The sequence below is a fragment of the Aeromonas sp. s12 genome, assembly GCF_040907925.1.
Lineage (GTDB): Bacteria > Pseudomonadota > Gammaproteobacteria > Enterobacterales > Aeromonadaceae > Aeromonas > Aeromonas veronii.
Genome location: NZ_JBFOCT010000034.1, coordinates 90,882 through 112,002 on the forward strand (window position 1 = coordinate 90,882; position 21,121 = coordinate 112,002).

Here is a 21,121-nt window from a genome sequence, read left to right on the forward strand (position 1 = left end):
ATCTTAGCACATTCCTTGAACAACAAACAAACGAGAGCCATAAGAGGCTTAGTCAGCTTGCTTGCGCAGGAACGCCGGAATATCCAGGTAATCCGGTTCACGACGAGCTTGCGGCTCGGCGTTGACCACCTTGGCCGGGGCTTCGTCCATCACGCGGCCTTGTATCATGTCGCTAACCAGCGGCTGACGCACCGGGCGCTCTTGCACCTGGCTGCTCTTGACCAGAGTGATGTCCGGCTTGCGCTCGGCACCGATACCGGTAGCAACCACAGTCACACGCAGCTCGTCGTGCATTTCCGGATCGATTACGGTACCCACAACTACAGTGGCGTTCTCGGAAGCGAAGGCCTTGACCGCGTTACCTACGGTTTCGAACTCTTCGATGGTCATGTCCATACCGGCGGTGATGTTGACCAGGATGCCACGGGCACCAGCCAGATCCACATCTTCCAGCAGCGGGCTGGAGATGGCTTTCTCGGCCGCTTCTTCAGCACGGTCATCGCCAGAGGCGGAACCGGTACCCATCATGGCTGTACCCATTTCACGCATCACAGTACGCACGTCCGCGAAGTCGACGTTGATCAAACCCGGACGGGTGATCAGCTCGGCAATGCCCTGTACCGCGCCAAGCAGTACATCGTTGGCCGCCTTGAAGGCATCCAGCAGGGAGATACCGCGACCCAGCACCTTCAGCAACTTGTCGTTGGGGATGGTGATCAGGGAGTCGACGTTCTTCGAGAGCTCTTCGATACCGTGGGCGGCGAAGCCCATCCGCTTCTTCCCTTCGAAGGAGAACGGCTTGGTCACTACAGCAACGGTCAGGATGCCCATCTCGCGTGCCACCTCGGCCACGATCGGCGCAGCACCGGTACCGGTACCACCACCCATACCGGCGGCGATGAACACCATGTCGGAACCGGTCAGCAGCTCACGCAGCGCTTCGCGATCTTCCATAGCCGCATCACGACCCACTTCCGGATTGGCGCCGGCACCCAGACCCTTGGTGATGCCACCGCCGATCTGCAGGGTAGTGTTGGCGCTGGAGTTACGCAGTGCCTGGGCGTCGGTGTTGACGGTAATAAACTCAACACCCTCAATATTTTGACGAACCATGTGTTCGACAGCGTTACCGCCGCCGCCACCTACACCGATCACTTTAATGACGGCTTCGTCAGTGTGGCTATCCATAAATTCAAACATGTTGTCTCTCCGCTTTATTTGCCTGACTCAGCAAAATTCTTAGAACTCGCCACGCAGCCAGTTGCTAACCCGTTTGACCAGGCCACCGACGCTTGCCTTGGCGGCATATTCTTTGTTGCTACCTGTGGCTTGATGGGTGCGGCCATATTGCAGCAACCCGACCGCAGTCGAGTACACCGGTGCCTGCACGTAATCACTCAAACCACGTATGTTCATGGGCTCTCCCACCCGGACCTGGCTCTGGAAGATCTGCTCTGCACACTCCACAATGCCTTCAATCTGGGCAGCGCCGCCGGTCAAGACCACACCGGCTGCCAGCTGATGCTTGACCCCCTGCGCTTTCAACTCGCTTTGTACCCGCACCAGCTCATCATTCACCATGGAGAGCAACTCGGTGTAACGGGGCTCAATCACTTCAGCCAGTGTCTGCCGTTGCAGGCTGCGCGCCGGGCGACCGCCGACACTGGGTACTTCAATATTGTCTTCCTTGCTGACCAGACGACCGAGGGCGCAACCGTAGCGCACCTTGATCGCTTCCGCGTCGAGCGGCGGCGTGCCAAAGGCGTAGGCGATATCGCTGGTCACAGTGCTGCCAGCATACGGGATCACCTTGGTGTGGCGCAGGGCACCGCCGGTAAACAGCGACATATCCATGGTGCCGCCACCGATGTCCACCACGCAGACACCCAGCTCTTTCTCGTCTTCGGTCAACACGGCATAGCTGGAGGCCAGCGCGGAGAAGATCAGTTGATCCACACGCAAACCGACCTTCTCCACACATTTCTCAATGTTGCGGGCCATGTCGTTATGGCAGGTGATCAGGTGAACCTTGGCTGCCATCCTTACACCGGAGAGGCCAACCGGATTCTTGATCCCTTCCTGATAATCGATGGCAAACTCCTGAGGCAGCACATGCAGCACGCGCAGCTCGTCGGAGAGGCGAACCGACTTGGCGGTGTGGATCACGTTGTCCACATCCTCCTGAGTCACCTCTTCATCGGAGATGGGCACCATACCGGTCTCGTTGCGGCAATCAATATGCTTGCCGGACAACCCCAGATAGACCGAGCTGATCTGGCAATCTGCCATCATCTCGGCCTCTTCCACCGCGCGGCGCAGTGACTTGACCACGGAGTCGAGGTCATTGACCCCGCCCTTCTCCATTCCGCGAGAAGCGTGACTGCCCATACCGATGACGTTCAGTTCACCGTCCGGCAATACTTCCCCGACCAGAACCGCCACCTTGGTTGTGCCGATATCCAGTCCGACAATCAAATTCCTATCTGCGGTGTTGGTCATGCACTTTCTCTTCGCTCTTCTTCCAGCCAACTGCCATTCCGGTGTCGTATCGAAGATCCACGTAGGCGACTTGCGCACGGGGTTCGATAACCGGGAAGGCATCGATAAACCGCTGTAGCCGGAGCGCAATGTCATTGCGTCCCAGGAACAGCTTGATATTGCCATCCAGGGTCAGTTCCCAGGCATGGCGGGGGGTCAGATTCACCCCCAGCAACTTGTATCCCTTGGCAGCCAGTTGCGACTCGTACTGCCGACTCTCTTTCAACACCCGGGCGGCCTGGTCATCCGGCCCTGACAGCTGCAACAGCGGCGTCTTGACCCGATCCGGGGCACTGAATACCTTGCCCTTGGTGTTGACAAAGCGGTTGCCATTCCAGCGCGCCGCCACATCTTGTTCCGTGAGGTAGATCTTGATCTTGTTCGGCCACTTCTTTCGTACCGAGACCGAGGCCACCCATGGCAGGGCATTGAGCCGTGCCTGCAATTCGTTGACGTCCAATTCGAAGAAGTTGCGCAGCTCGGCGCCATCCAGCACAGCCATCCGCAGCTCTTCGGTTTGCAAATACTGGTGTTGCCCCTGCAGCAACAGCTCGCTCATGGGCAACCGGTTGGCATCTGTCAGCCAACCTTTAACATCCAGCGCCGTCCGGTAGCAGCCCCATATCACCAGCAGGAAAAACGCTACCCCTGCGATGAAGCCACCCTTGGTGCGCCCCTGTGCCCTTGCCTCCACCCGATCGATCCCCGTGTAACGCGCTAAACCGGCCTTTGACAGACCGGTTCGCCATTATATAGGCCCCGGCTTGGCGGTCAAAATACTCATTGGGCCCTCAGGCGCCAGATTTCATGCTATCTATGCTCAATTTCATCTCTCCGAGACGACGGGCCAGTGCCCCGACGTTCCCGGCGCCTTGAGTCAGCACCAAATCCCCCTCGCCGATCAGGTCGGCCAGCACGGCTGGCACGTCATCTGGTGTAGCGACGAAGATGGGTTCCAGGTTGCCGCGCGAGCGAATGGAGCGGCACAGTGCCCGTCCATCAGCGCCCGGGATCGGCTCCTCACCGGCAGCATAAACCTCCAGCATCACCAGCACGTCTACCTTGGAGAGCACATCGGCGAAGTCCTCGTAGAGGTCGCGGGTGCGGGTATAACGGTGCGGCTGGAACACCATCACCAGGCGCTTCTCGGGCCAACCGGCACGGGCGGCGTTGATGGTGACCTTCACTTCGCTCGGGTGGTGACCGTAATCGTCCACCAGCATCGCCTTGCCGCGACCGGTTTCAAACTCGCCATACTGCTGGAAGCGACGACCGACCCCTTCAAATTTGGCCAGTGCAGAGATGATGGCCTCATCGCTGACACCGTCCTCTGTCGCGACAGCTATCGCCGCTGCGGCGTTCAATGCGTTGTGAATACCCGGCAAATTGAGGGTGACCTGCAGCTCGCCCGCCTCTTTGCGGCGAACACGGAAGCAGCTGTGGTTGGTGGTCTGGACAAAATCCAGCACCTGCACATCCGCATCGTCGGAGAGGCCGTAGGTCAGGGTCGGACGGGCAATCTCGGGCAACATGCCACGGATCACCGGATCATCGATGCAGACCACCGCCAATCCGTAGAAGGGCAGATTGTGCAGAAACTCGATGAAGGTGGCCTTCAGCTTGGAGAAATCACCGCCGTAGGTATCCATGTGATCCGCTTCGATGTTGGTCACGATAGAGACCATCGGCTGCAGATGCAGGAAAGAGGCATCGCTCTCGTCTGCTTCGGCAATCAGGTAGCGGCTGCTGCCCAGCCGGGCATTGGTACCGGCACTGTTGAGCAGGCCACCGATGACGAAGGTCGGGTCGCGATCGGCTTCGGCATAGATACTCGCCACCAGACTGGTGGTGGTGGTTTTGCCGTGGGTACCGGCGATGGCGATACCGTGACGGAAACGCATCAGCTCGGCCAGCATCTCGGCGCGGCGCACGACCGGGATCCGCAGTTCACGGGCAGCCAGCAGCTCCGGGTTGTCCTGCTTGATGGCGGTAGAGACCACCACCACGCTGGCACCCTCAACGTGTTCGGCACTGTGGCCGACGAAGATGTGCGCGCCCAGTCCGGCCAATCGCTCGGTCACGGCGTTGCGAGCCAGATCAGAACCCGTTACCTGATACCCTTCGTTGGCAAGCACTTCGGCGATCCCGCCCATACCGGCACCACCGATGCCGATAAAGTGGATGCGACGCACGCGGCGCATTTCGGGGATCACAGTACGCAGTTTTGCCAGTTCAACCTTGGTCATAATCGTCTCTTTAGTCTGCCGCAGGCTGTGTGCTGTCACACGGCGGCATCAATATAGTCAGGTACAAGGCTGCACGGTGTCACCGCTGCAACCTTGCTCATCAATCTTTACCACGCTGCCCGGTTGCGAGCTGTTTGCACTCATCTGCAACCCGCTCGGCCGCATCCGTGATGGCGACGCGGCGAGCCGCTTTCGCCATGTTAAACAGGGTCTCCCGGCGACCAGCCAGCCAGGTCAGGCGTGCCGCCAGTGAAGCGGTGTTCAGCTCGGACTGGGGCAGAAACTCGGCCGCTCCGCCGTCGACCAGGGTCAGGGCGTTACGGGTCTGGTGATCATCCACCGCATGGGGCAGTGGCACAAATATGGCGGCCACACCGGCGGCAGCCACTTCAGAAACAGTCAGCGCACCGGCACGGCAGACCACCAGGTCAGCCCAGGCGTAGGCACTGGCCATATCCTTGATAAATTCACTCACCTCGGCATTGATGCCGTGCTGGGCATAGGCAGCAGACACTGTCTCGGCATTGCCCTTGCCACACTGGTGACGCACTTCAATGGGCACGCCGGATGCCGCCACCGCAGCAGGCACCTGCTCGTTGAGCACCCGCGCCCCCAGACTGCCACCCACGATCAGCAGATGCAGTGGCTCATCCCCGCTGCGCAGTTGCGGATCCGGCAGGGCGACCACTTCGGGACGCACCGGATTGCCCACCACGGCGGTACGACGGCTCGGCGCGAAAGCGCCCGGAAATGCCATCAGCACCCGCCTGGCGATACGGGCCAGCAGCTTGTTGGTCATGCCGGCAGCAGCATTTTGCTCATGGAGCAACAACGGAATGCCGGAGAACCAGGCCGCCACGCCACCCGGGCCGGAAGCAAAACCGCCCATGCCGAGTACCACATCAGGACGAACAGTCTTGAGTACCTGACGCGCCTGCAGGATCGATTTGATGATGCGATAGGGCGCAACCAGCAGTCGCTTGATGCCGTTGCCACGCACCCCCTGAATATCGATGAAGGAGATGGGATAACCGTGGGCGGGCACCAGCTCCGCCTCCATCCGGTCGGCAGTGCCGAGCCAGTGGACAGTCCAGCCCTGGGCCTTCAGGCGATCGGCCACGGCCAGACCGGGGAACACATGCCCACCGGTACCACCTGCCATCACCAACAGAGTCTTGCTCACTAAACCTCCCGCACGCGCGCCTGGGCTGTCGCCTGACGCAACTCAAAATCGATTCGAATCAACATGCTCACCGCCACCGACATGATGATGAGACTGGAACCACCGTAACTCACCAGCGGCAGGGTCAAGCCCTTGGTCGGCATCATGCCGCTGGCCGCGCCGACGTTGACGAAGGTCTGGAAGCTGAACCAGATGCCGATGCCGATGGCCAGATAACCGTCATAGAGCCGCTCGGCCACCAGCGCGCGATGCCCCAGCTTGAGCGCCTTGACCGCCAGCGCAAAAATCAGGAACAGGGCGCCCAGCACCCCGACGTAACCCAGCTCTTCACCGAGGATCGCAAACACGAAGTCAGTGTGCGCTTCCGGCAGGTACTCCATCTTCTGGATGGAGTTGCCAAGCCCTTCGCCAAACCAGCTGCCACGGCCAAACGCCATCAACGACTGGGTCAACTGGTAGCCGCTGCCGAACGGATCGGCCCAAGGATCCATAAAGGAGGTCACCCGCCGCATCCGGTAGGGCTCGACGATGATCAACATCACCACAGAGCCGAGGCCCGCGCCGATCAGGGTCAAAAACTGTCCCAGTCGGGCACCGGCCAGAAACAGCATGCCGAACGAGGTAACGAACATCACCACGGTGGAACCCAGGTCAGGCTGCAACAGCAGCAAGACCGCCAGCACCCCGAACACCGCTAGCGGTTTCAAAAAGCCGATCCAGGCTTCACGCACTTCGCTCTGGCGTCGCACCAGATAGCCGGCCAGATAGACAAACAGCGCCAGCTTGCCAAACTCGGCAGGCTGCAGGTTGAAGGGGCCAAGCGGCAACCAGCGCACCGCACCGTTAACGTTGCGGCCCACCAGTAGCACCAGCACCAGCATCAAGATCGCCAGCAGCAGCATGGGGCCGTTGTGCTGTTGCCAGCGCGCCATCGGCACCTGCAACACAAACCAGGAGATACCGAGCGCCATCACCAGAAACAGGGCGTGACGCTTCACAAACATGAAGGGGTCATCCCCCAGCGCAATCCCTTCGGGGATCGACGCCGAGGCCACGATAACCACCCCGACCGCCATCAGGGAGAGCGCCAGCAGTACCAGCTGCCGATCGTAGAGACCGGCAGGACGCGCCGGTAACAACCAGCGCTGGAACAGACCTGCTGCTGCGCGAAGGGCGTTCATAGTGCCAGCACCATCTCGGTGAAGCGATCGCCGCGCACCTCGAACGATTTGAACTGATCGAGGCTGGCACAGGCCGGCGCCAGCAGCACCCAGTCACCGGGCTTGGCATCGGCCGCCGCTTTGGCAACTGCAGCGGCCAAGTCGGCCACCCGTTCGGTCTGCTCGCCCAGTGCCAGCAGCACCTCGGCATCCTGACCGAAGCAGTACATGTGATCGATCTGGTTGCCCAACAGCGCCTGGATCGGGCCAAAATCCTGCCCCTTGCCCTGACCACCGGCCAGCAGCAGCAGGCGCCCCTTGACCGACTCGCGCACACCGGCAACGGCAGCCAGCGTGGCCCCCACGTTGGTGGCCTTGGAGTCGTTGATCCAGCGCACCCCGTTCACCTCCCGCACGAAGCGGGCACGATGGGGCAAGCCTTCGAAACGACGCAGCACGGTAAGCTGAGCCGCACGGGGAATACCGACCGCATCGCACAACGCCATGGCGGCCAGCGCGTTGGCCTGATTGTGGGCACCGACGATCTTCATCTCGTCCACTGCCAGCAGTGGTTCACCGTGCAGGGTCAACCAGTAGCGGCCATCCAGCAGGCAGCGGCCATAGCCATTGCAGTCGAGACCAAAGCTCTGCCACACCTGACCCACATCAGGCAGGGTCTGGGCATCGTCACGATTGACCAGAATGTGTTTGGAGTGCTGATGGATCTCCATCTTGGCGGCGCGATAGTCGGCCATGCCCTGATAACGATCCATGTGATCTTCTGAGAGGTTCAGCACCACGGAGGCGGCAGCACGCAAACTGTGAGTAGTTTCCAGCTGGAAGCTGGAGAGCTCCAGCACGCAGAGATCCATCGGCTGCTTGAGCAGCTCCAGCGCAGGCGTGCCGATATTGCCGCCCACGCCGACATTGAGACCGGCTTCGGCAATCATCTCGCCCACCAGGGTGGTGACGGTGCTCTTGCCGTTCGAGCCGGTGATGGCGATGACCGGGGTCTGGGTTTCGCGCACAAACAGCTCGATATCACCGACGATCTGCACGCCACACTCGGCAGCCGCTTTCAGTTCGGGGGTCGCCAGCGCGATACCCGGGCTCGCGACGATCATGTGCGCCTGCTTGAGCAGCGCCTCGTCGAGCCCGTGAATGAGCTCTACCTCAGGCGGCAGTTGATCCTTGCCGGGCGGGTTGGCACGGGTATCCATCACCAATGGCGTCACGCCACGGCCGAGGAAGTAATCGACACAGGAGAGTCCAGTTTTGCCCAATCCGATGATGATGACCATGGCCTTACCTCACCTTCAGGGTGGCAAGACCCAGCAGCACCAGCACGAGGGTGATGATCCAGAAGCGCACGATGACGCGCGGCTCCGGCCAGCCCTTCTTCTCGTAGTGGTGATGGATCGGCGCCATGCGGAAGATCCGCACGCCGCGCAGCTTATATGAACCCACCTGCAGGATCACCGAGACGGTCTCCATCACGAAGACGCCGCCCATGATCACCAGCAGGAACTCCTGACGGACCAACACGGCGATGGTGCCGAGCGCGCCGCCCAGCGCCAGGGAACCAACGTCCCCCATGAAGACCTGCGCCGGATAGGTGTTGAACCAGAGGAAACCCAGACCCGCCCCGACAATGGCGGTACAGACGATCACCAACTCGGAGGTATAGGGCACGTAGGGAATGTGCAGGTAGTTGGCAAAGTTGACGTTACCGGTAGCCCAGGCGATCAGGGCAAAGCCCCCCGCCACCATCACGGTCGGCATGATAGCCAAGCCGTCGAGACCGTCGGTCAGGTTGACCGCATTGGAAGTGCCGACGATGACAAAGTAGGTCAGCACGATAAACATCAGACCAAGCTGCGGCATCACATCCTTGAGGAAAGGCACCACCAGCTGGGTTTGGCCCTCATGGGTTGCGGTCGCATAGAGGAACACAGCCACCGCCAGCGCTACCGCGGATTGCCAGAAATACTTCCAGCGAGCGATCAGGCCGTCGGTATTCTTGCGCACCACCTTGAGGTAGTCGTCGGCAAAGCCGATGGCGCCGTAGGCACCCAGCACAAACAGCACCAGCCAGACATAGGGGTTGTCGAGGCGGCACCAGAGCAACACTGAAGTGAAAATCGCAGCAATGATCATCAGGCCCCCCATGGTCGGGGTGCCCCGCTTGCTGAGGTGGGACTCGGGACCGTCGTTGCGGATCACCTGACCAAACTTCAGGATCTGCAGACGGCGAATGAGGCGTGGCCCCATCCAGAGGGCAACCCCCAGTCCGGTGATGATCGACAGGATGGCGCGAAACGTCAGGTAGGAGAAGACGTTGAAGAAGGTGAAGTGCGGGGTGAGCAGTTCGGCCAGCCAGACTAGCATGTGGCTGACTCCTGATGGCCTTTGACCATCTCGACGATATCTTCCATGCGGGAGCCACGGGCGCCCTTGACCAGAATCGAAATTTCCTGATGTGTATTTATCATTTGCGCAAGCACTTCAAACAACGACGCCTTGTTATCGAAATGTCGGCCCGCCGCGGCATCTGCGGTATGGCGACTATCTTCCCCCACTGTCAGCACGGCATCCAGACCGCACTCGCGGGCATGACGGCCAACCCGGGCGTGTTGCTCGGCAGACTCCTCACCCAGTTCCCGCATATCACCAAACACCAGCACCTTGAAGCCGCCCATGGCGGTCAGGGCATCGATGCCAGCCAGCACGGATTCCACGCTGGCATTGTAGGTATCATCCACCAGGGTCAGACCGCCCCAGCGCTGCACGCAGAAGCGCCCCTTGACCGGCGCCATCTGTTCCAGCCCCGCCTTGACGGAGCCGAGGGATGCGCCGAGGGCCAGACAGCCCGCGGCGGCAGCCAGTGCGTTGGCCACGTTGTGGCGACCCGGGATCGCCAGAGTCAGGCTCAGCTCACCTTGCGGGGTCACCATCACAAACTCGGCGCAGCCTTGTTCGTTGAGCACAAGGTTGCGCGCGTGGAACGGCTGACTCTGATCTTCGATAGAGAAGGCGCACTGAATGCCACGCTCACGCCACTTCGGCCAGAATTCGTTGTCGGCGTTGACAATGGCCGTGCCGCCCTCGCTCAGCCCCTCAAAGATTTCGCTCTTGGCGTGGAATACCCCTTCCAACGAGCCGAAGCCCTCCAGATGGGCCGCCGCCACGTTGTTGATGATGGCGGCATCGGGTTTGGCCAGCGAGGTAGTCCAGGCGATCTCGCCCGGATGGTTGGCACCCAGCTCCATCACTGCAAACCGGTGTTGCGGCTCGAGGCGCAGCAGGGTGAGCGGCACGCCCACCTCATTGTTGAAGTTGCCAGCGGTGGCCAGCACTTCCCCTTCGTTGCGCAGGATGGCAGTTGCCATCTCCTTCACTGTGGTCTTGCCGCAGCTGCCGGTAATGGCCAGCACTTTCGGATTGATGCGCTCACGCACCAGTTTGCCGAGACGGCCCAGCCCCTTCAGACTGTCGGTCACCACCAGCTGGGGGATGGCCAGCGGCAGTTCACGCTCGACCAGCAGGGCAGAGGCCCCTGCCTGAACGGCCTGCTCGCAAAAATCGTGGGCATCGAAGCGCTCGCCGCGCAGAGCAACGAACAGGGCACCCGCGCCCAAAGTGCGGGTGTCGGTACTGACGACGGTGATCTCGCCATCGTTACCAATCAGACGGGCATCGAGTACCTGCGCCAGCTCGGCAAGCCTGAGGGTCATCATTTGAATGACTCCAATAATGTGTGCAAGGCGGCCGCGACGGTTTCCCGGTCGCTGTAGTGCCGCTTGTCGGTTCCAATGATCTGATAATCCTCGTGACCCTTACCGGCCACCAGGATGATGTCCTGCTTGCTCGCCTGACCGATGGCCAGCGCAATTGCCTTGACCCGGTCGTGCTCCACCTGCACCGCAGCAGGATCGCGAAGACCCGCCACCATGTCGGCCATGATCCGGGCCGGCTCCTCGGTACGGGGATTGTCGTCGGTCAGGATCACGCGATCCGCATACTGCTCGGCCATGGCGGCCATCATGGGGCGCTTGCCGCGATCGCGGTCGCCACCACAACCGACCAGACACCAGAGCTGCCCTGTGCAGTGCACCCGCAGGGCCTGCAATGCCTTCTCCAGCGCATCCGGGGTGTGGGCGTAATCGACCACCGCCAGCGGCGTATCACCACCGCCAAAACACTCCATGCGGCCGGTCACCGGCTGCAATTGAGGCGCTGTCGCCAGCAGCTCGTTGAAGTCGTAACCGAGCACCAGCATCACGCCCATTGCGGCAAGCACATTGCTGACGTTGAAGCGCCCGAGCAAGGGGGCGGATAATACACCATTCCCCCAGCTGGAGTTAATCTGCGCGCGAAAACCTTGCTGGTGAAAATCGAGCTGCTGCGCCGTTAATTGACGGCCAGAATGGTGTTCAATCGGGCCATCCACACTGAAGGCCACCGCTGCCGGGTATCTTTCGATCCACTTGGCACCCAGCTCGTCATCACGGTTGATCACCGCATTCGACTCATCGACCAGCTGCAACAGCTGCTCCTTGGCGGCGCCATAGGCTTCCATGGTGCCGTGGTAGTCGAGGTGATCCCGGCTCAAGTTGGTGAAAACGGCAGCGGCAAAGGGCAGCGCGGCAACACGGTGCTGTACCAGACCGTGGCTGGAGACCTCCATCGCCACCAGATCCGCCCCCTGCGCTTGCAGCGCAGCCAGATTGGCTTGCACCTGAACGGCACTGCCGGTGGTATTTTCCGCTTCGATCAAATTGCCAAACAGGCCGTTGCCGATGGTGCCCATCACACCCGCCTTGCCACCCAGCAGGGTGCGCCAGTTGGCGACCAGCAAAGCGGTAGTGCTCTTGCCGTTGGTGCCGGTGATCCCGACCAGATCCAATTTTTGGGCTGGCTGATCGTAGAAATAGCCCGCAAGAGCAGAGAGGTGAGCGGGCAGATCCCGCATCCCGATACAGGGAACCGGAGTCGATGGTGGGATAAATTCACCATCCTCCTCAAACACAACAGCGGTCGCTCCCTGAGCCACCGCCTGTTCGATAAACCGTCTGCCATCCACCTGATGACCACGAATGGCCACGAAGAGCGAGCCGGGGCCAACCCGCCGACTATCCAGCTGGATATCGGTCAAGGTGAGCGCCGGCGCCAGGATACCGAAGGGGCGCAGTAATGCATCAAGTGCGCGGGACAAGAGAAGCCTCCGTACGGGCAAGTTTGGTGGGCACCGCTGGCGGCACCGCATCGGGACGAATATTGAAGAGCTGCAGCACCCCGCCCATGGCCTCTGCAAACGGTGGGGTCGCCACGGCGCCGCCATAATAGGCGCTGCCTTTTGGCTCGTTGATCACCACCACCATGACGAAACGGGGATCACTGGCGGGTGCGAAACCGGCAAACCAGGCCATGTAATCCTTGCCATAGCCACCGGCGACGGCGACCTTGGCGGTACCACTCTTGCCACCGACCCGATAGCCCGGGATCTTGGCTTTTGGAATAGCGTTGTCGACCACATACTCCAGCGCCTGCAACATGGCAGCGGCGTTGTTGTGATCAATAACTTGCTCACCCTTGGGCGGCGTAGTCACCTTGACGATGGAGAGCGGCACCCGCTTGCCCTTGTTGGCCAGGGTGGCGTAGGCGGAAGCCAGCTGCAGCGGGGTGACCCGCAGACCATAACCGAACGAGAGGGTCGCTCGCTCGATATCGGACCAGCGGCGACGCTGGGGCAGCATGCCGCTACTCTCGCCCATCAGCCCGCTGCCGGTATCCATGCCGAAACCGAACATGCTGAGGGTATTGATCATCTCCTGCGCCGGCATCCGCAGCGCGATGCGCGACATACCGATGTTGGAGGAGTAGCGCAGGATATCGTAGAGGTTGGTCGCCTTGTGGATACTGACGTCCTTGATCTGCTTAGCACCGATAAAGAGCGGCCCACCGGGAATAAAATCTTTCCAGCTGGTGACACCTGCCTGCAAGGCACTGAGCAAAATCAATGGCTTGACGGTAGAACCCGGCTCGTAGGTATCGGTCACCACCCGGTTGCGTACCCGGAAACTCTGATACTGGCCGCGGTTGTTCGGGTTATAGGAGGGGGTGTTGACCATGGCGAGTACTTCACCGGTCTTGATATCCAGCATCACCATGGAGCCGGAGGTCGCCTTGTTCTCGTCGGTTGCCCGCTTGAGGGCACGGTAGGCCAGAGCCTGCACCCGCTGATCGATACTGAGCTGCAGATCGTTGGCGTTCTTGCCCTCTTTGACGATGCCAAGCCGCTCGATGACGCGCCCCTGACGATCCTTTCGTACCCGCATTTCGCCGGGTGTCGCCGTCAGCCACTCGTTGTAGCTGCGCTCAATCCCTTCAATACCGCTGCCATCGATGTTGGTCACCCCCACCAGATGGGCGCTGATTTCGCCAGTCGGGTAGAAGCGGCGTGCTTCGGGGCGCAGGTAGACGCCACCCAGCTTGAGCCCCTTGATATATTCCGCCACCGCAGGAGTAACCTGACGCTGCAGATAGACGAAGCGCTTGCTGGGGTTGGCGATGCGGTGTTTGAGGGTATTGATGTCGAGCTTGAGCACGGCGGAGAGCGCCAGCCAGGCGCGCTCATTATTGATGGCGCCGGATTCGTGTACCGTCTTGGGATCGGCCCAGACCGCTTCGACCGGCACAGAAACCGCCAGCTGCTCGCCGTTGCGATCGGTGATCATGCCGCGCACCGCCTGGGTAGAGGTGGTACGCAGGGAACGCATGTCCCCTTCCTGACGCAGACGATCCGGATTGATCACCTGGATCCAGGCCAGACGCAGGATCAGACCCACAAACGCGATGCCGATAAACACCGCAAGCGTGCGAAAGCGCCACGGATAGATCGATGGCGCTTTGACATTCGCTTTGGCAGCTTTGGCTGTAGCCTTGCGTTTCATGGTTGGGTAATTACCTTCTCGGTGGTCACCAGCGGACGACCCATCTGCAACTTGTCCATCGCCAGACTCGCCACCCGGGAGTGTTCAGCCAGGGTGCCCTGCTCCAGCAGCAGGTGGCGCCATTCGATATTGAGGCGATCCTCTTCTGCCATCAGATCGTTCTGCTTGGCCGTCAGACCGCGGGTCATGTTGGTCACCAGGATCACGGCAAACGCGGTCACCAGCACGGCGACCGACAGAAAAATCTGCAGCTTGTGCCGCCAGAGATCGGCAACGATCTCCTTGGCCAGATGAACACGCACTTCGCTCATCGCTTACTCCGCCAGCCGTTCGGCAACCCGCAACACCGAGCTGCGTGACCGGCTGTTTTCAGATACTTCATGATCAGAAGGCTTGAGTGCCTTGCCGACCGACTTCAATTTGCGACCGCCAGCCAGCTGGGCCTCGGTCAACGGAATGCCATAAGGCACTTCCGGCCCCTTCTCGTGCTTGCGGATGAAATGCTTCACCAACCGGTCTTCCAACGAATGGAAGCTGATCACTGAGAGACGGCCATGTGGTGCCAGCACTTCCAGTGCACCGTTGAGCGCGGTTTCGATCTCGTCCAGCTCGCTGTTGATATAGATGCGGATGGCCTGGAAGCTGCGGGTTGCCGCATGCTTGCCTTTCTCCTTGCTCGGATTGACCCGGGCAATCATCTCCGCCAGTTGGCGGGTACGCACATAAGGCTCGGTCACACGGTCATGCACGATGGCGCGGGCGATCTTCTTGGCAAAACGCTCCTCTCCGAAGGTCTTCAGCACCCAGGCGATGTCATCCACATCGGCCTTGGCCAGCCACTCGGCAGCGCTCTGGCCGGAGGTGGGGTCCATCCGCATATCGAGCGGACCATCTTTCATAAAGCTGAAGCCGCGCTCGGCATCATCCAGCTGAGGTGAAGAGACCCCCAGATCCAGCAGGAAGCCATCCACCTTGCCCAGCAAACCGCGCTCATCCAGATAGGAGGCGATGCCGGAGAAGGGGCCATGCACGATTTCGAAACGGGGATCCTGGATCTTGGCGGCCTCGGCGATCGCCTGCGGGTCGCGGTCGATGGCGATCAGGCGGCCATTGGGGCCAAGGTGCTGCAGGATCAGACGAGAATGACCACCACGGCCAAAAGTACCGTCGACGTAGACACCGTCCGGCTTGATGGCCAGACCTTCAACGGCTTCGTGCAGCAGCACTGTGATGTGTTCAGCGGCTTGGGTCATTTATAAAGAGAAATCCTGTAGTCGTGGTGAGCTTGCCCAATCGTCCCCGGGCAGACCCAAGATGTCGTCATTGACCTGTTGTTGCCAGCGGGCTTCATCCCACAACTCAAACTTGTTGAGCTGGCCCACCAGCATGATTTTCTTGTCCAGCCCCGCATGGTTGCGCAGTGGCTGACTGAGCAGCAGACGGCCATTGCCATCCAGCTCGCATTCGGTTGCATGTCCCAGCAGCAGGCGCTGCAAACGGCGCTCTTGCGGATTCATGCTGGAGAGAGTCTTGAGCTTGCGCTCGACCTCTTCCCATTCATTCAGGGGATAAAGCAGCAAACAGGGATGGGCAATATCGATGGTGCAGACCAGCTGGCCGTCGCTTTCATCGCGCAGCCAATCACGGAATTTGGTCGGAATTGCCAGCCGCCCTTTACTGTCCAGGCTGATGGCATGAGCGCCACGCAACAAATTGCAGTCCCTGAAGGTGAGTGAGCAGGCAGATTGCCCCTCTAAAAACCACTTTGATCCACTTTTCCCCACCTTGAAGTTTAAGGACGTGCAGGGGGCTTTTCAAGCAAGGAGATGGGACAGAGGGAACATATTGACGCAGCAATTGCATACCGCAGATTGAGTGGGTTGATTTTCCACAAGTTATTTGGCGTTAAACTCTGGTGATTAATTGAAATAAGTGAATGAACTGAGAACACACACAATATGTGGGTGCGAACAACCATCCTGGGTTCTATCACCATCTATCGCTGCCATCGCGCCAAATACAAAACTATTCGATTGATTTAAAACATATATTTTCATTCAAAATGACAAGGTCGAAAATATCCTGCCAAAGAAGCCATATTTTCTCATGCATAAAAAAGAGCCCCGCGATAAATCGCAGGGCTCTTCGGAATGAGGTCGGAGTCGGCCTGTAAGCCGGGTTCTGTACCGGGTTGCCCCGGGTAGCAATCATTCCTCTAGGCCAGCAATCGCTCGCTGGCTCAAGCAACCTACCCGCCCCCAACGCGGGCCGCGCCAATAGGGGCCTATTTGGTCTTGCTTCGGGTGGAGTTTACCGTGCCACGAACTGTTGCCAGTCGCGCGGTGCGCTCTTACCGCACCCTTTCACCCTTACCTGATCCCTTGCGGGCCATCGGCGGTCTGCTCTCTGTTGCACTGGTCGTAGGCTCACGCCCCCCAGGCGTTACCTGGCACCCTGCCCTGTGAAGCCCGGACTTTCCTCCCCTCCGCCCGTCTGTCCCGAGGGACACAACGACGAAGCAGCGATTGCCCAGCCAACTCCGAGGCGCGGATTATAGCCTTGCGATACGCACGGGGTAAACCGGCAATTCCCGTTTACAGCCATTTATCGCGCTTTGGCCCCCGTTTATAGGCTGACTGATTGTCGATACAAGGGATTGCTCAGGTCAAAAAACAGTCTGCCGGCCTATTCCACCGACTCAATAGTGCTCGAGACCGTATTTATAGAGGGCATTCTTCTTCACGCCGTGGATCTCGGCGGTCAGGGCAGCCGCTTTTTTCAGTGGCAGCTCTGCCACCAGCAGTCCCAAAGTGCGGATCGCCTCGGCTGGCAGATCTTCTTCATCTTTGGAGGCACCAGCCACGACCAGCACGATCTCGCCGCGGCAGCGGTTGTCATCCTCACCAAGCCAGGTCAGCATTTCAGAGGCTGGCAGACCGTGGATCGACTCGAAGGTCTTGGTCAGCTCACGGCACACCACCACCTGACGCTCACCGAGAATGCGAGCAATCGCTTCCACTGTATCCTGCACACGGCGCGGAGATTCGTAAAACACCAGCGAACGGGGATCTTCGATAACGGCTTGCAGACGATCATCGCGACCCTTGCTCTTGGCGGGCAGGAAGCCTTCAAAGGCAAATCGATCAGTGGGCAGACCGGCCGCGCTCAAGGCGGTGATGGCGGCACAAGGGCCGGGCAACGGCACCACCTTGACCCCGGCTTCACGACAGCGGGTGACCAAGTGATAACCGGGGTCGCTGATGAGCGGGGTGCCGGCATCGGAGACCAGCGCAACACTCTTACCCTCTTTGATCCGGCCGATCAGCACATCGGCTTTCTGCTGCTCGTTGTGATCGTGCAGGGCGAAGGTCGGCACCGAGATTTGGTAGTGGCTGAGCAGGATACCGGTATGACGGGTATCTTCGGCGGCCACCAGATCGACACTGCGTAAAATATCCAATGCACGCTGGGTGATGTCCGCCAGATTACCGATCGGAGTGGGGACTATATACAGGGTTGGGATGTCACTCATGGGATCTCCGAGTGCCCCGACAATTGTGTCGCCATATTGGCCCGTTTACACTATGGGGAACTTCAACACTGGTCGGGGAATGAACTTGAACCGGGTTACAAAGCAGCTAAGTGTATCACGACTCTTCGGCATCATACTCGCGGCAGTACTGCTCGCCGCCTGTGCGTCGGAGCCCAATCAACCGTCAGGGCAGTCAGGCATGCCCTCTGCGTTCTCCAATCTGACCAAGAATGCCCAGTGGTATCTTGAGCAGGTGGACCCCGCCAAGCCGGCCGAGTCCTTTACCTGGCAGATGCTGGCGGCACGCAGCTATCTGGCGCTGGGCCAGGCCAAACCGGCCTCGGCACTGTTCCAGCAATTGCAGAAGCAGGCCAAGGATCCCGTTCAGAAGGCGCAGTTGCAACTGCTGCAAGCCCATCTGTTGCTGGCGCAAGGCCACGCCAATCAGGCGCTGATCCTGCTGGAAGGCAAACCCGAGGTGGTGCTTGATGCCGATACCCAAAAGGATTGGTATCGCCAGCGCGTAGTGCTGCAGCTCGACATCAACAACAAGTTTGGCGCAGCCAAGTCGTTGATTGCACTGGAGCCCTACCTCAATCAGAGCGAGCAGGCGACCAACCATCAGCAAATCTGGTCGTTGCTCAAAAGCATGACCCCCTCCACCCTGCAAGCGCTGGAAGAGGCTCCGGCCCCTGATGTGACCACCGGCTGGTTGCGACTGGCGGCACTGGTCAACGAGTTTGGCGCCCAGCCGAACCTGCTGGCCCGCCAACTGGCAGGCTGGAAGCGCGACTTCCCCAACCATCCAGCCCAGAAGGATATGCCGGCAGGATTGGGCGATCTGGCGGCCACTGCCAGCACCTCGGTGCAACAGATCGCTGTGCTGCTGCCCCTCTCCGGCAATCTGGAGCCGCAGGGCGCCGCCATCCGTAACGGTATGCTGATGTCTTATAAGGAAAATCAGGGGCAATTCACCCTGAACTTCTACGACACCCAGAGCAAGTCAACCGGCGACCTTTATAAGCAGGCGATTCAGGAAGGGGCTGACATGATCATCGGCCCGCTGCTGAAAGACCGGGTCGAGGAGCTGCTCAAGGCCAATCCGACCGTGCCGGTACTGGCACTCAACGAGCTGGACAAGCCGGTCGTCAACGACACCACCTACTACTTCTCCCTCTCTGCCGCCGCAGATGCCGCGCAGGCAGCCCAGTACCTTTACACCCAAGGCTACCGTAAACCGCTGCTGATCGCCGCCCAGGGGCGGATCGGTTACAGCAGTATCAAGGCGTTCGAGCAGAGCTGGGCTACCCTGAGCCAGGATAAGCCGGTCGTTGCCACCTTCGGTGCCCGCAACGAAGTGCAGGGGATGGTCAAGAATGCCCTGAGCGGCCGCTCTACCGCCCGAGCTGGTGAAGTGGTGCAACTCTCTGATGCCGCACCGCGCAGCATCGATGCCGTATATGTGGTGGCCAACAGCCTGGAAACCCGGATGATCAAGCCCTACGTGGATGTCTCGGTCAATCCGATGGGCAGCCTGCCCATCTACACCAGCTCCCGTGGCTACGACAGCGCCGCCACCGAGGTCGCCTCCGAGCTCAACGGTATGCATATCGCCGATATGCCGCTGCTGCTGGGCGGCTACGAGAAACAGCGCGAGCAGATCGCCCTGCTCTGGCCGCAGACCCAGGGTGACCTGTTGCGCCTGTTTGCCATGGGCTACGATGCCGTCAGTCTGGCAGAGAACCTGCAGCAGATGCGCAAGGTGGGTGGCATGCAGCAGGCCGGCATGAGCGGTCAGCTGAGCGTGGATGCCCAGGGTAATATCGTGCGGATGCTGAGCTGGGCCACCTACCAGAACGGCAAACTGGTCGACGAGAACGCCGTTCAGCAGCTGGAGGAGCCCTCCAATGAAGGAACTATGGAAACGGATGCGCCAGCAGTTGCCGAGCCTGTTCCCCTCACCAACGAGCAAGGGACAGCACTTTGAACAAGTCGCTGAACGCTGGTTGCAGGCTCGGGGCCTGCAACCGGTAGCTCGCAACTACCGCTGTCGTGGCGGTGAAATAGATCTCATCATGCACCAGGGCCAGACCCTGGTGTTTGTTGAGGTGCGCTACCGGGCCACCGGCAGCCATGGCGGGGCCGCCAGCTCGGTCACCCGCAGCAAACAGCACAAGATCATGCTGGCAGCGCGCCACTATTTGAAGCAACATGCCATCAACGAGGCCAATCAGGCCTGCCGATTCGATGTGATTGCGTTCGAGGGCGACCAGCCAGCCTGGATCCAGAACGCATTTTAAGAGGACCCTATGACTGACCGCATCAAAGAGAACTACACCGAAAGCATCCAGACCAAGATCGCCGCCGCCGAAGCGCTGCCGGATGCCATCCATACTGCAGCCCAGATGATCACCATCTGCCTGCTCAATGGCCACAAGGTGCTGGCATGCGGTAACGGTCCTTCTGCCGCACTCGCGCAACTGTTCATCTCCGAGCTGGTCAACTGCTACGAGACCCAGCGCCCCTCCCTGCCCGGCATGGCCCTGACCCCGGACATGGCGACCATCAGCGCCATCGCCACCGATCACGGTTTTGAAGAGGTCTACGCCAAGCAGATCCGCGCGCTGGGCCAGCCTGGCGACATTCTGGTGGTCATCACCACCTCCGGCCACAGCCGCAGCCTGATCAAGGCCGCCGAGGCTGCCCTCTCCCGTGACATGACCATAGTGGTGCTGAGCGGGGGGGACGGTGGCGAAATGGCTGGTCTGCTCGGCCCGAACGATGTGGAGATCCGTGTTCCCTCCGCCCGTCGCCCTCGCATTCTGGAAGTGAACCTGTTGACCCTGCACTGCCTGTGTGATCTCATCGACCAGACACTTTTCCCGCAACAGGAAGATTGAAACCATGAAAAAGCACACTATCCTGCTCGGTCTGCTGGTTAGCACCCTGCTGCTGCAAGGCTGCGCAGCCCTGGTTGTTGGCGGCGCCGCAGGGACTGCCAAGGCCTCTGGCGATCGCCGAACCCTGGGCGCGCAGTGGGATGACCAGACCATCGAGTTGAAAGCGGCCAATCTGCTGGCCGACAACAAACCCCTCAGCGCAGCCAGCAAGATCAGCGTCTACAGCAACAATGGCCGCGTCCTGCTGGTCGGCCAGACACCTTCTGACGTTTACAAGATTGAGGCGGGCAAAATTGTCAGTCGCATCGAAGGGGTGCGCCACGTCTACAACGAATTACGCATCGGCCAACCTGCCAGTTTCACCACCCGCAGCAATGACTCCTGGATCACCTCCAAGGTGAAAGCCGATATGTTCGGCACCAAGAATTTCGACAGCACCAAGGTCAAGGTGGTCACCGAGAACAGCGAGGTGTTCCTGATTGGTCTGGTGACTCGCCAGGAGGGAGAGCAGGCAGTCAACATCGCCCGCCATGTCACCGGCGTGAAGCGCGTGATCAAGGCCTTCGAATTCGCCCAGAACTAAGCCCGACCGCACATAAAAAAACGCAG

19 protein-coding genes and 1 other RNA gene are annotated in these 21,121 nt (G+C 60.1%); 4 read left to right on the plus strand and 16 right to left on the minus strand.

Going from position 1 to position 21,121, the window contains the following annotated elements; translation table 11 throughout:
- Positions 1-48: 48 nt before the first annotated feature.
- The 16 genes from ftsZ to rsmI form a co-directional block, all read right to left on the minus strand.
- Positions 49-1,200, minus strand: a complete 1,152-nt coding sequence (ftsZ, locus tag AB5Y67_RS16595) for a cell division protein FtsZ (RefSeq protein WP_123172234.1) — start codon at positions 1,198-1,200, stop codon at positions 49-51.
- Positions 1,201-1,239: 39 nt separating this feature from the next.
- A complete protein-coding gene (gene ftsA / locus AB5Y67_RS16600) occupies positions 1,240-2,499 on the minus strand; it encodes a cell division protein FtsA (RefSeq protein ID WP_005336148.1) in 1,260 nt (419 codons plus the stop codon).
- Positions 2,480-3,232 (minus strand): cell division protein FtsQ/DivIB, encoded by a 753-nt coding sequence (locus AB5Y67_RS16605; protein WP_005336149.1) that lies wholly within the window; start codon positions 3,230-3,232, stop codon positions 2,480-2,482. The genes ftsA and AB5Y67_RS16605 overlap by 20 nt, the downstream gene beginning before the upstream one ends.
- A gap of 97 nt (positions 3,233-3,329) precedes the next feature.
- Positions 3,330-4,784 carry a UDP-N-acetylmuramate--L-alanine ligase gene (murC, locus tag AB5Y67_RS16610; protein ID WP_005336150.1) on the minus strand — a complete coding sequence of 485 codons (1,455 nt, stop codon included), beginning with the start codon at positions 4,782-4,784 and terminating at the stop codon, positions 3,330-3,332.
- A 100-nt stretch (positions 4,785-4,884) separates the two neighbouring features.
- Positions 4,885-5,967, minus strand: coding sequence for an undecaprenyldiphospho-muramoylpentapeptide beta-N-acetylglucosaminyltransferase (gene murG / locus AB5Y67_RS16615; RefSeq protein WP_123172232.1), 1,083 nt, complete (start codon positions 5,965-5,967; stop codon positions 4,885-4,887).
- Positions 5,967-7,148, minus strand: coding sequence for a cell division protein FtsW (gene ftsW / locus AB5Y67_RS16620; protein WP_005336154.1), 1,182 nt, complete (start codon positions 7,146-7,148; stop codon positions 5,967-5,969). The genes murG and ftsW overlap by 1 nt, the downstream gene beginning before the upstream one ends.
- Complete coding sequence (murD, locus tag AB5Y67_RS16625; RefSeq protein ID WP_005336156.1) at positions 7,145-8,428, minus strand: UDP-N-acetylmuramoyl-L-alanine--D-glutamate ligase; 1,284 nt, start codon at positions 8,426-8,428, stop codon at positions 7,145-7,147. The genes ftsW and murD overlap by 4 nt, the downstream gene beginning before the upstream one ends.
- A gap of 4 nt (positions 8,429-8,432) precedes the next feature.
- Positions 8,433-9,515 carry a phospho-N-acetylmuramoyl-pentapeptide-transferase gene (gene mraY / locus AB5Y67_RS16630; RefSeq protein WP_005355120.1) on the minus strand — a complete coding sequence of 361 codons (1,083 nt, stop codon included), beginning with the start codon at positions 9,513-9,515 and terminating at the stop codon, positions 8,433-8,435.
- Positions 9,509-10,864 carry a UDP-N-acetylmuramoyl-tripeptide--D-alanyl-D-alanine ligase gene (gene murF / locus AB5Y67_RS16635; protein WP_123172231.1) on the minus strand — a complete coding sequence of 452 codons (1,356 nt, stop codon included), beginning with the start codon at positions 10,862-10,864 and terminating at the stop codon, positions 9,509-9,511. Before murF ends, mraY begins: the two co-directional genes overlap by 7 nt.
- Positions 10,861-12,393 (minus strand): UDP-N-acetylmuramoyl-L-alanyl-D-glutamate--2,6-diaminopimelate ligase, encoded by a 1,533-nt coding sequence (murE, locus tag AB5Y67_RS16640; protein ID WP_123172230.1) that lies wholly within the window; start codon positions 12,391-12,393, stop codon positions 10,861-10,863. Before murE ends, murF begins: the two co-directional genes overlap by 4 nt.
- On the minus strand, positions 12,326-14,080 hold the full coding sequence (locus tag AB5Y67_RS16645) for a peptidoglycan glycosyltransferase FtsI (RefSeq protein WP_005336163.1): 1,755 nt from the start codon (positions 14,078-14,080) through the stop codon (positions 12,326-12,328). Before AB5Y67_RS16645 ends, murE begins: the two co-directional genes overlap by 68 nt.
- Positions 14,077-14,391 carry a cell division protein FtsL gene (ftsL, locus tag AB5Y67_RS16650; RefSeq protein WP_005336166.1) on the minus strand — a complete coding sequence of 105 codons (315 nt, stop codon included), beginning with the start codon at positions 14,389-14,391 and terminating at the stop codon, positions 14,077-14,079. The genes AB5Y67_RS16645 and ftsL overlap by 4 nt, the downstream gene beginning before the upstream one ends.
- 3 nt (positions 14,392-14,394) lie before the next feature.
- Positions 14,395-15,333, minus strand: coding sequence for a 16S rRNA (cytosine(1402)-N(4))-methyltransferase RsmH (gene rsmH / locus AB5Y67_RS16655; protein WP_005336168.1), 939 nt, complete (start codon positions 15,331-15,333; stop codon positions 14,395-14,397).
- Entirely contained in the window at positions 15,334-15,792 is a 459-nt protein-coding gene (gene mraZ / locus AB5Y67_RS16660) for a division/cell wall cluster transcriptional repressor MraZ (RefSeq protein ID WP_013723406.1), read from the minus strand.
- Positions 15,793-16,234: 442 nt separating this feature from the next.
- An RNA gene (gene rnpB / locus AB5Y67_RS16665) (RNase P RNA component class A) lies at positions 16,235-16,621 on the minus strand.
- A gap of 157 nt (positions 16,622-16,778) precedes the next feature.
- Complete coding sequence (rsmI, locus tag AB5Y67_RS16670) at positions 16,779-17,612, minus strand: 16S rRNA (cytidine(1402)-2'-O)-methyltransferase (protein ID WP_123172229.1); 834 nt, start codon at positions 17,610-17,612, stop codon at positions 16,779-16,781.
- A 199-nt stretch (positions 17,613-17,811) separates the two neighbouring features.
- On the opposite strand from rsmI, the gene AB5Y67_RS16675 reads away from it, so the two are divergent.
- From AB5Y67_RS16675 to dolP, 4 genes are read left to right on the plus strand one after another with little or no spacing between them, the layout of a single operon-like run.
- Positions 17,812-19,599: a penicillin-binding protein activator gene (locus AB5Y67_RS16675; RefSeq protein WP_223849272.1), complete on the plus strand. Its 1,788-nt coding sequence runs from the start codon at positions 17,812-17,814 to the stop codon at positions 19,597-19,599.
- Positions 19,520-19,912, plus strand: coding sequence for a YraN family protein (locus AB5Y67_RS16680; protein WP_085941981.1), 393 nt, complete (start codon positions 19,520-19,522; stop codon positions 19,910-19,912). Before AB5Y67_RS16675 ends, AB5Y67_RS16680 begins: the two co-directional genes overlap by 80 nt.
- Before the next feature lie 9 nt (positions 19,913-19,921).
- Positions 19,922-20,512, plus strand: coding sequence for an SIS domain-containing protein (locus tag AB5Y67_RS16685; protein ID WP_005336275.1), 591 nt, complete (start codon positions 19,922-19,924; stop codon positions 20,510-20,512).
- Between the two features lie 4 nt (positions 20,513-20,516).
- Positions 20,517-21,095 (plus strand): division/outer membrane stress-associated lipid-binding lipoprotein, encoded by a 579-nt coding sequence (gene dolP / locus AB5Y67_RS16690; RefSeq protein WP_043821894.1) that lies wholly within the window; start codon positions 20,517-20,519, stop codon positions 21,093-21,095.
- Positions 21,096-21,121 lie beyond the last annotated feature (26 nt).

Coding starts and splice junctions, on each gene's coding strand:
- ftsZ (WP_123172234.1), bottom strand. CDS start 1,200: ATGTTTGAATTTATGGATAGCCACACTGACGAAGCCGTCATTAAAGTG.
- ftsA (WP_005336148.1), bottom strand. CDS start 2,499: ATGACCAACACCGCAGATAGGAATTTGATTGTCGGACTGGATATCGGC.
- murC (WP_005336150.1), bottom strand. CDS start 4,784: ATGACCAAGGTTGAACTGGCAAAACTGCGTACTGTGATCCCCGAAATG.
- ftsW (WP_005336154.1), bottom strand. CDS start 7,148: ATGAACGCCCTTCGCGCAGCAGCAGGTCTGTTCCAGCGCTGGTTGTTA.
- murD (WP_005336156.1), bottom strand. CDS start 8,428: ATGGTCATCATCATCGGATTGGGCAAAACTGGACTCTCCTGTGTCGAT.
- mraY (WP_005355120.1), bottom strand. CDS start 9,515: ATGCTAGTCTGGCTGGCCGAACTGCTCACCCCGCACTTCACCTTCTTC.
- murF (WP_123172231.1), bottom strand. CDS start 10,864: ATGATGACCCTCAGGCTTGCCGAGCTGGCGCAGGTACTCGATGCCCGT.
- murE (WP_123172230.1), bottom strand. CDS start 12,393: ATGCGGTGCCGCCAGCGGTGCCCACCAAACTTGCCCGTACGGAGGCTT.
- AB5Y67_RS16645 (WP_005336163.1), bottom strand. CDS start 14,080: ATGAAACGCAAGGCTACAGCCAAAGCTGCCAAAGCGAATGTCAAAGCG.
- ftsL (WP_005336166.1), bottom strand. CDS start 14,391: ATGAGCGAAGTGCGTGTTCATCTGGCCAAGGAGATCGTTGCCGATCTC.
- rsmH (WP_005336168.1), bottom strand. CDS start 15,333: ATGACCCAAGCCGCTGAACACATCACAGTGCTGCTGCACGAAGCCGTT.
- rsmI (WP_123172229.1), bottom strand. CDS start 17,612: ATGAGTGACATCCCAACCCTGTATATAGTCCCCACTCCGATCGGTAAT.
- AB5Y67_RS16675 (WP_223849272.1), top strand. CDS start 17,812: ATGCCCTCTGCGTTCTCCAATCTGACCAAGAATGCCCAGTGGTATCTT.
- AB5Y67_RS16680 (WP_085941981.1), top strand. CDS start 19,520: ATGAAGGAACTATGGAAACGGATGCGCCAGCAGTTGCCGAGCCTGTTC.
- AB5Y67_RS16685 (WP_005336275.1), top strand. CDS start 19,922: ATGACTGACCGCATCAAAGAGAACTACACCGAAAGCATCCAGACCAAG.
- dolP (WP_043821894.1), top strand. CDS start 20,517: ATGAAAAAGCACACTATCCTGCTCGGTCTGCTGGTTAGCACCCTGCTG.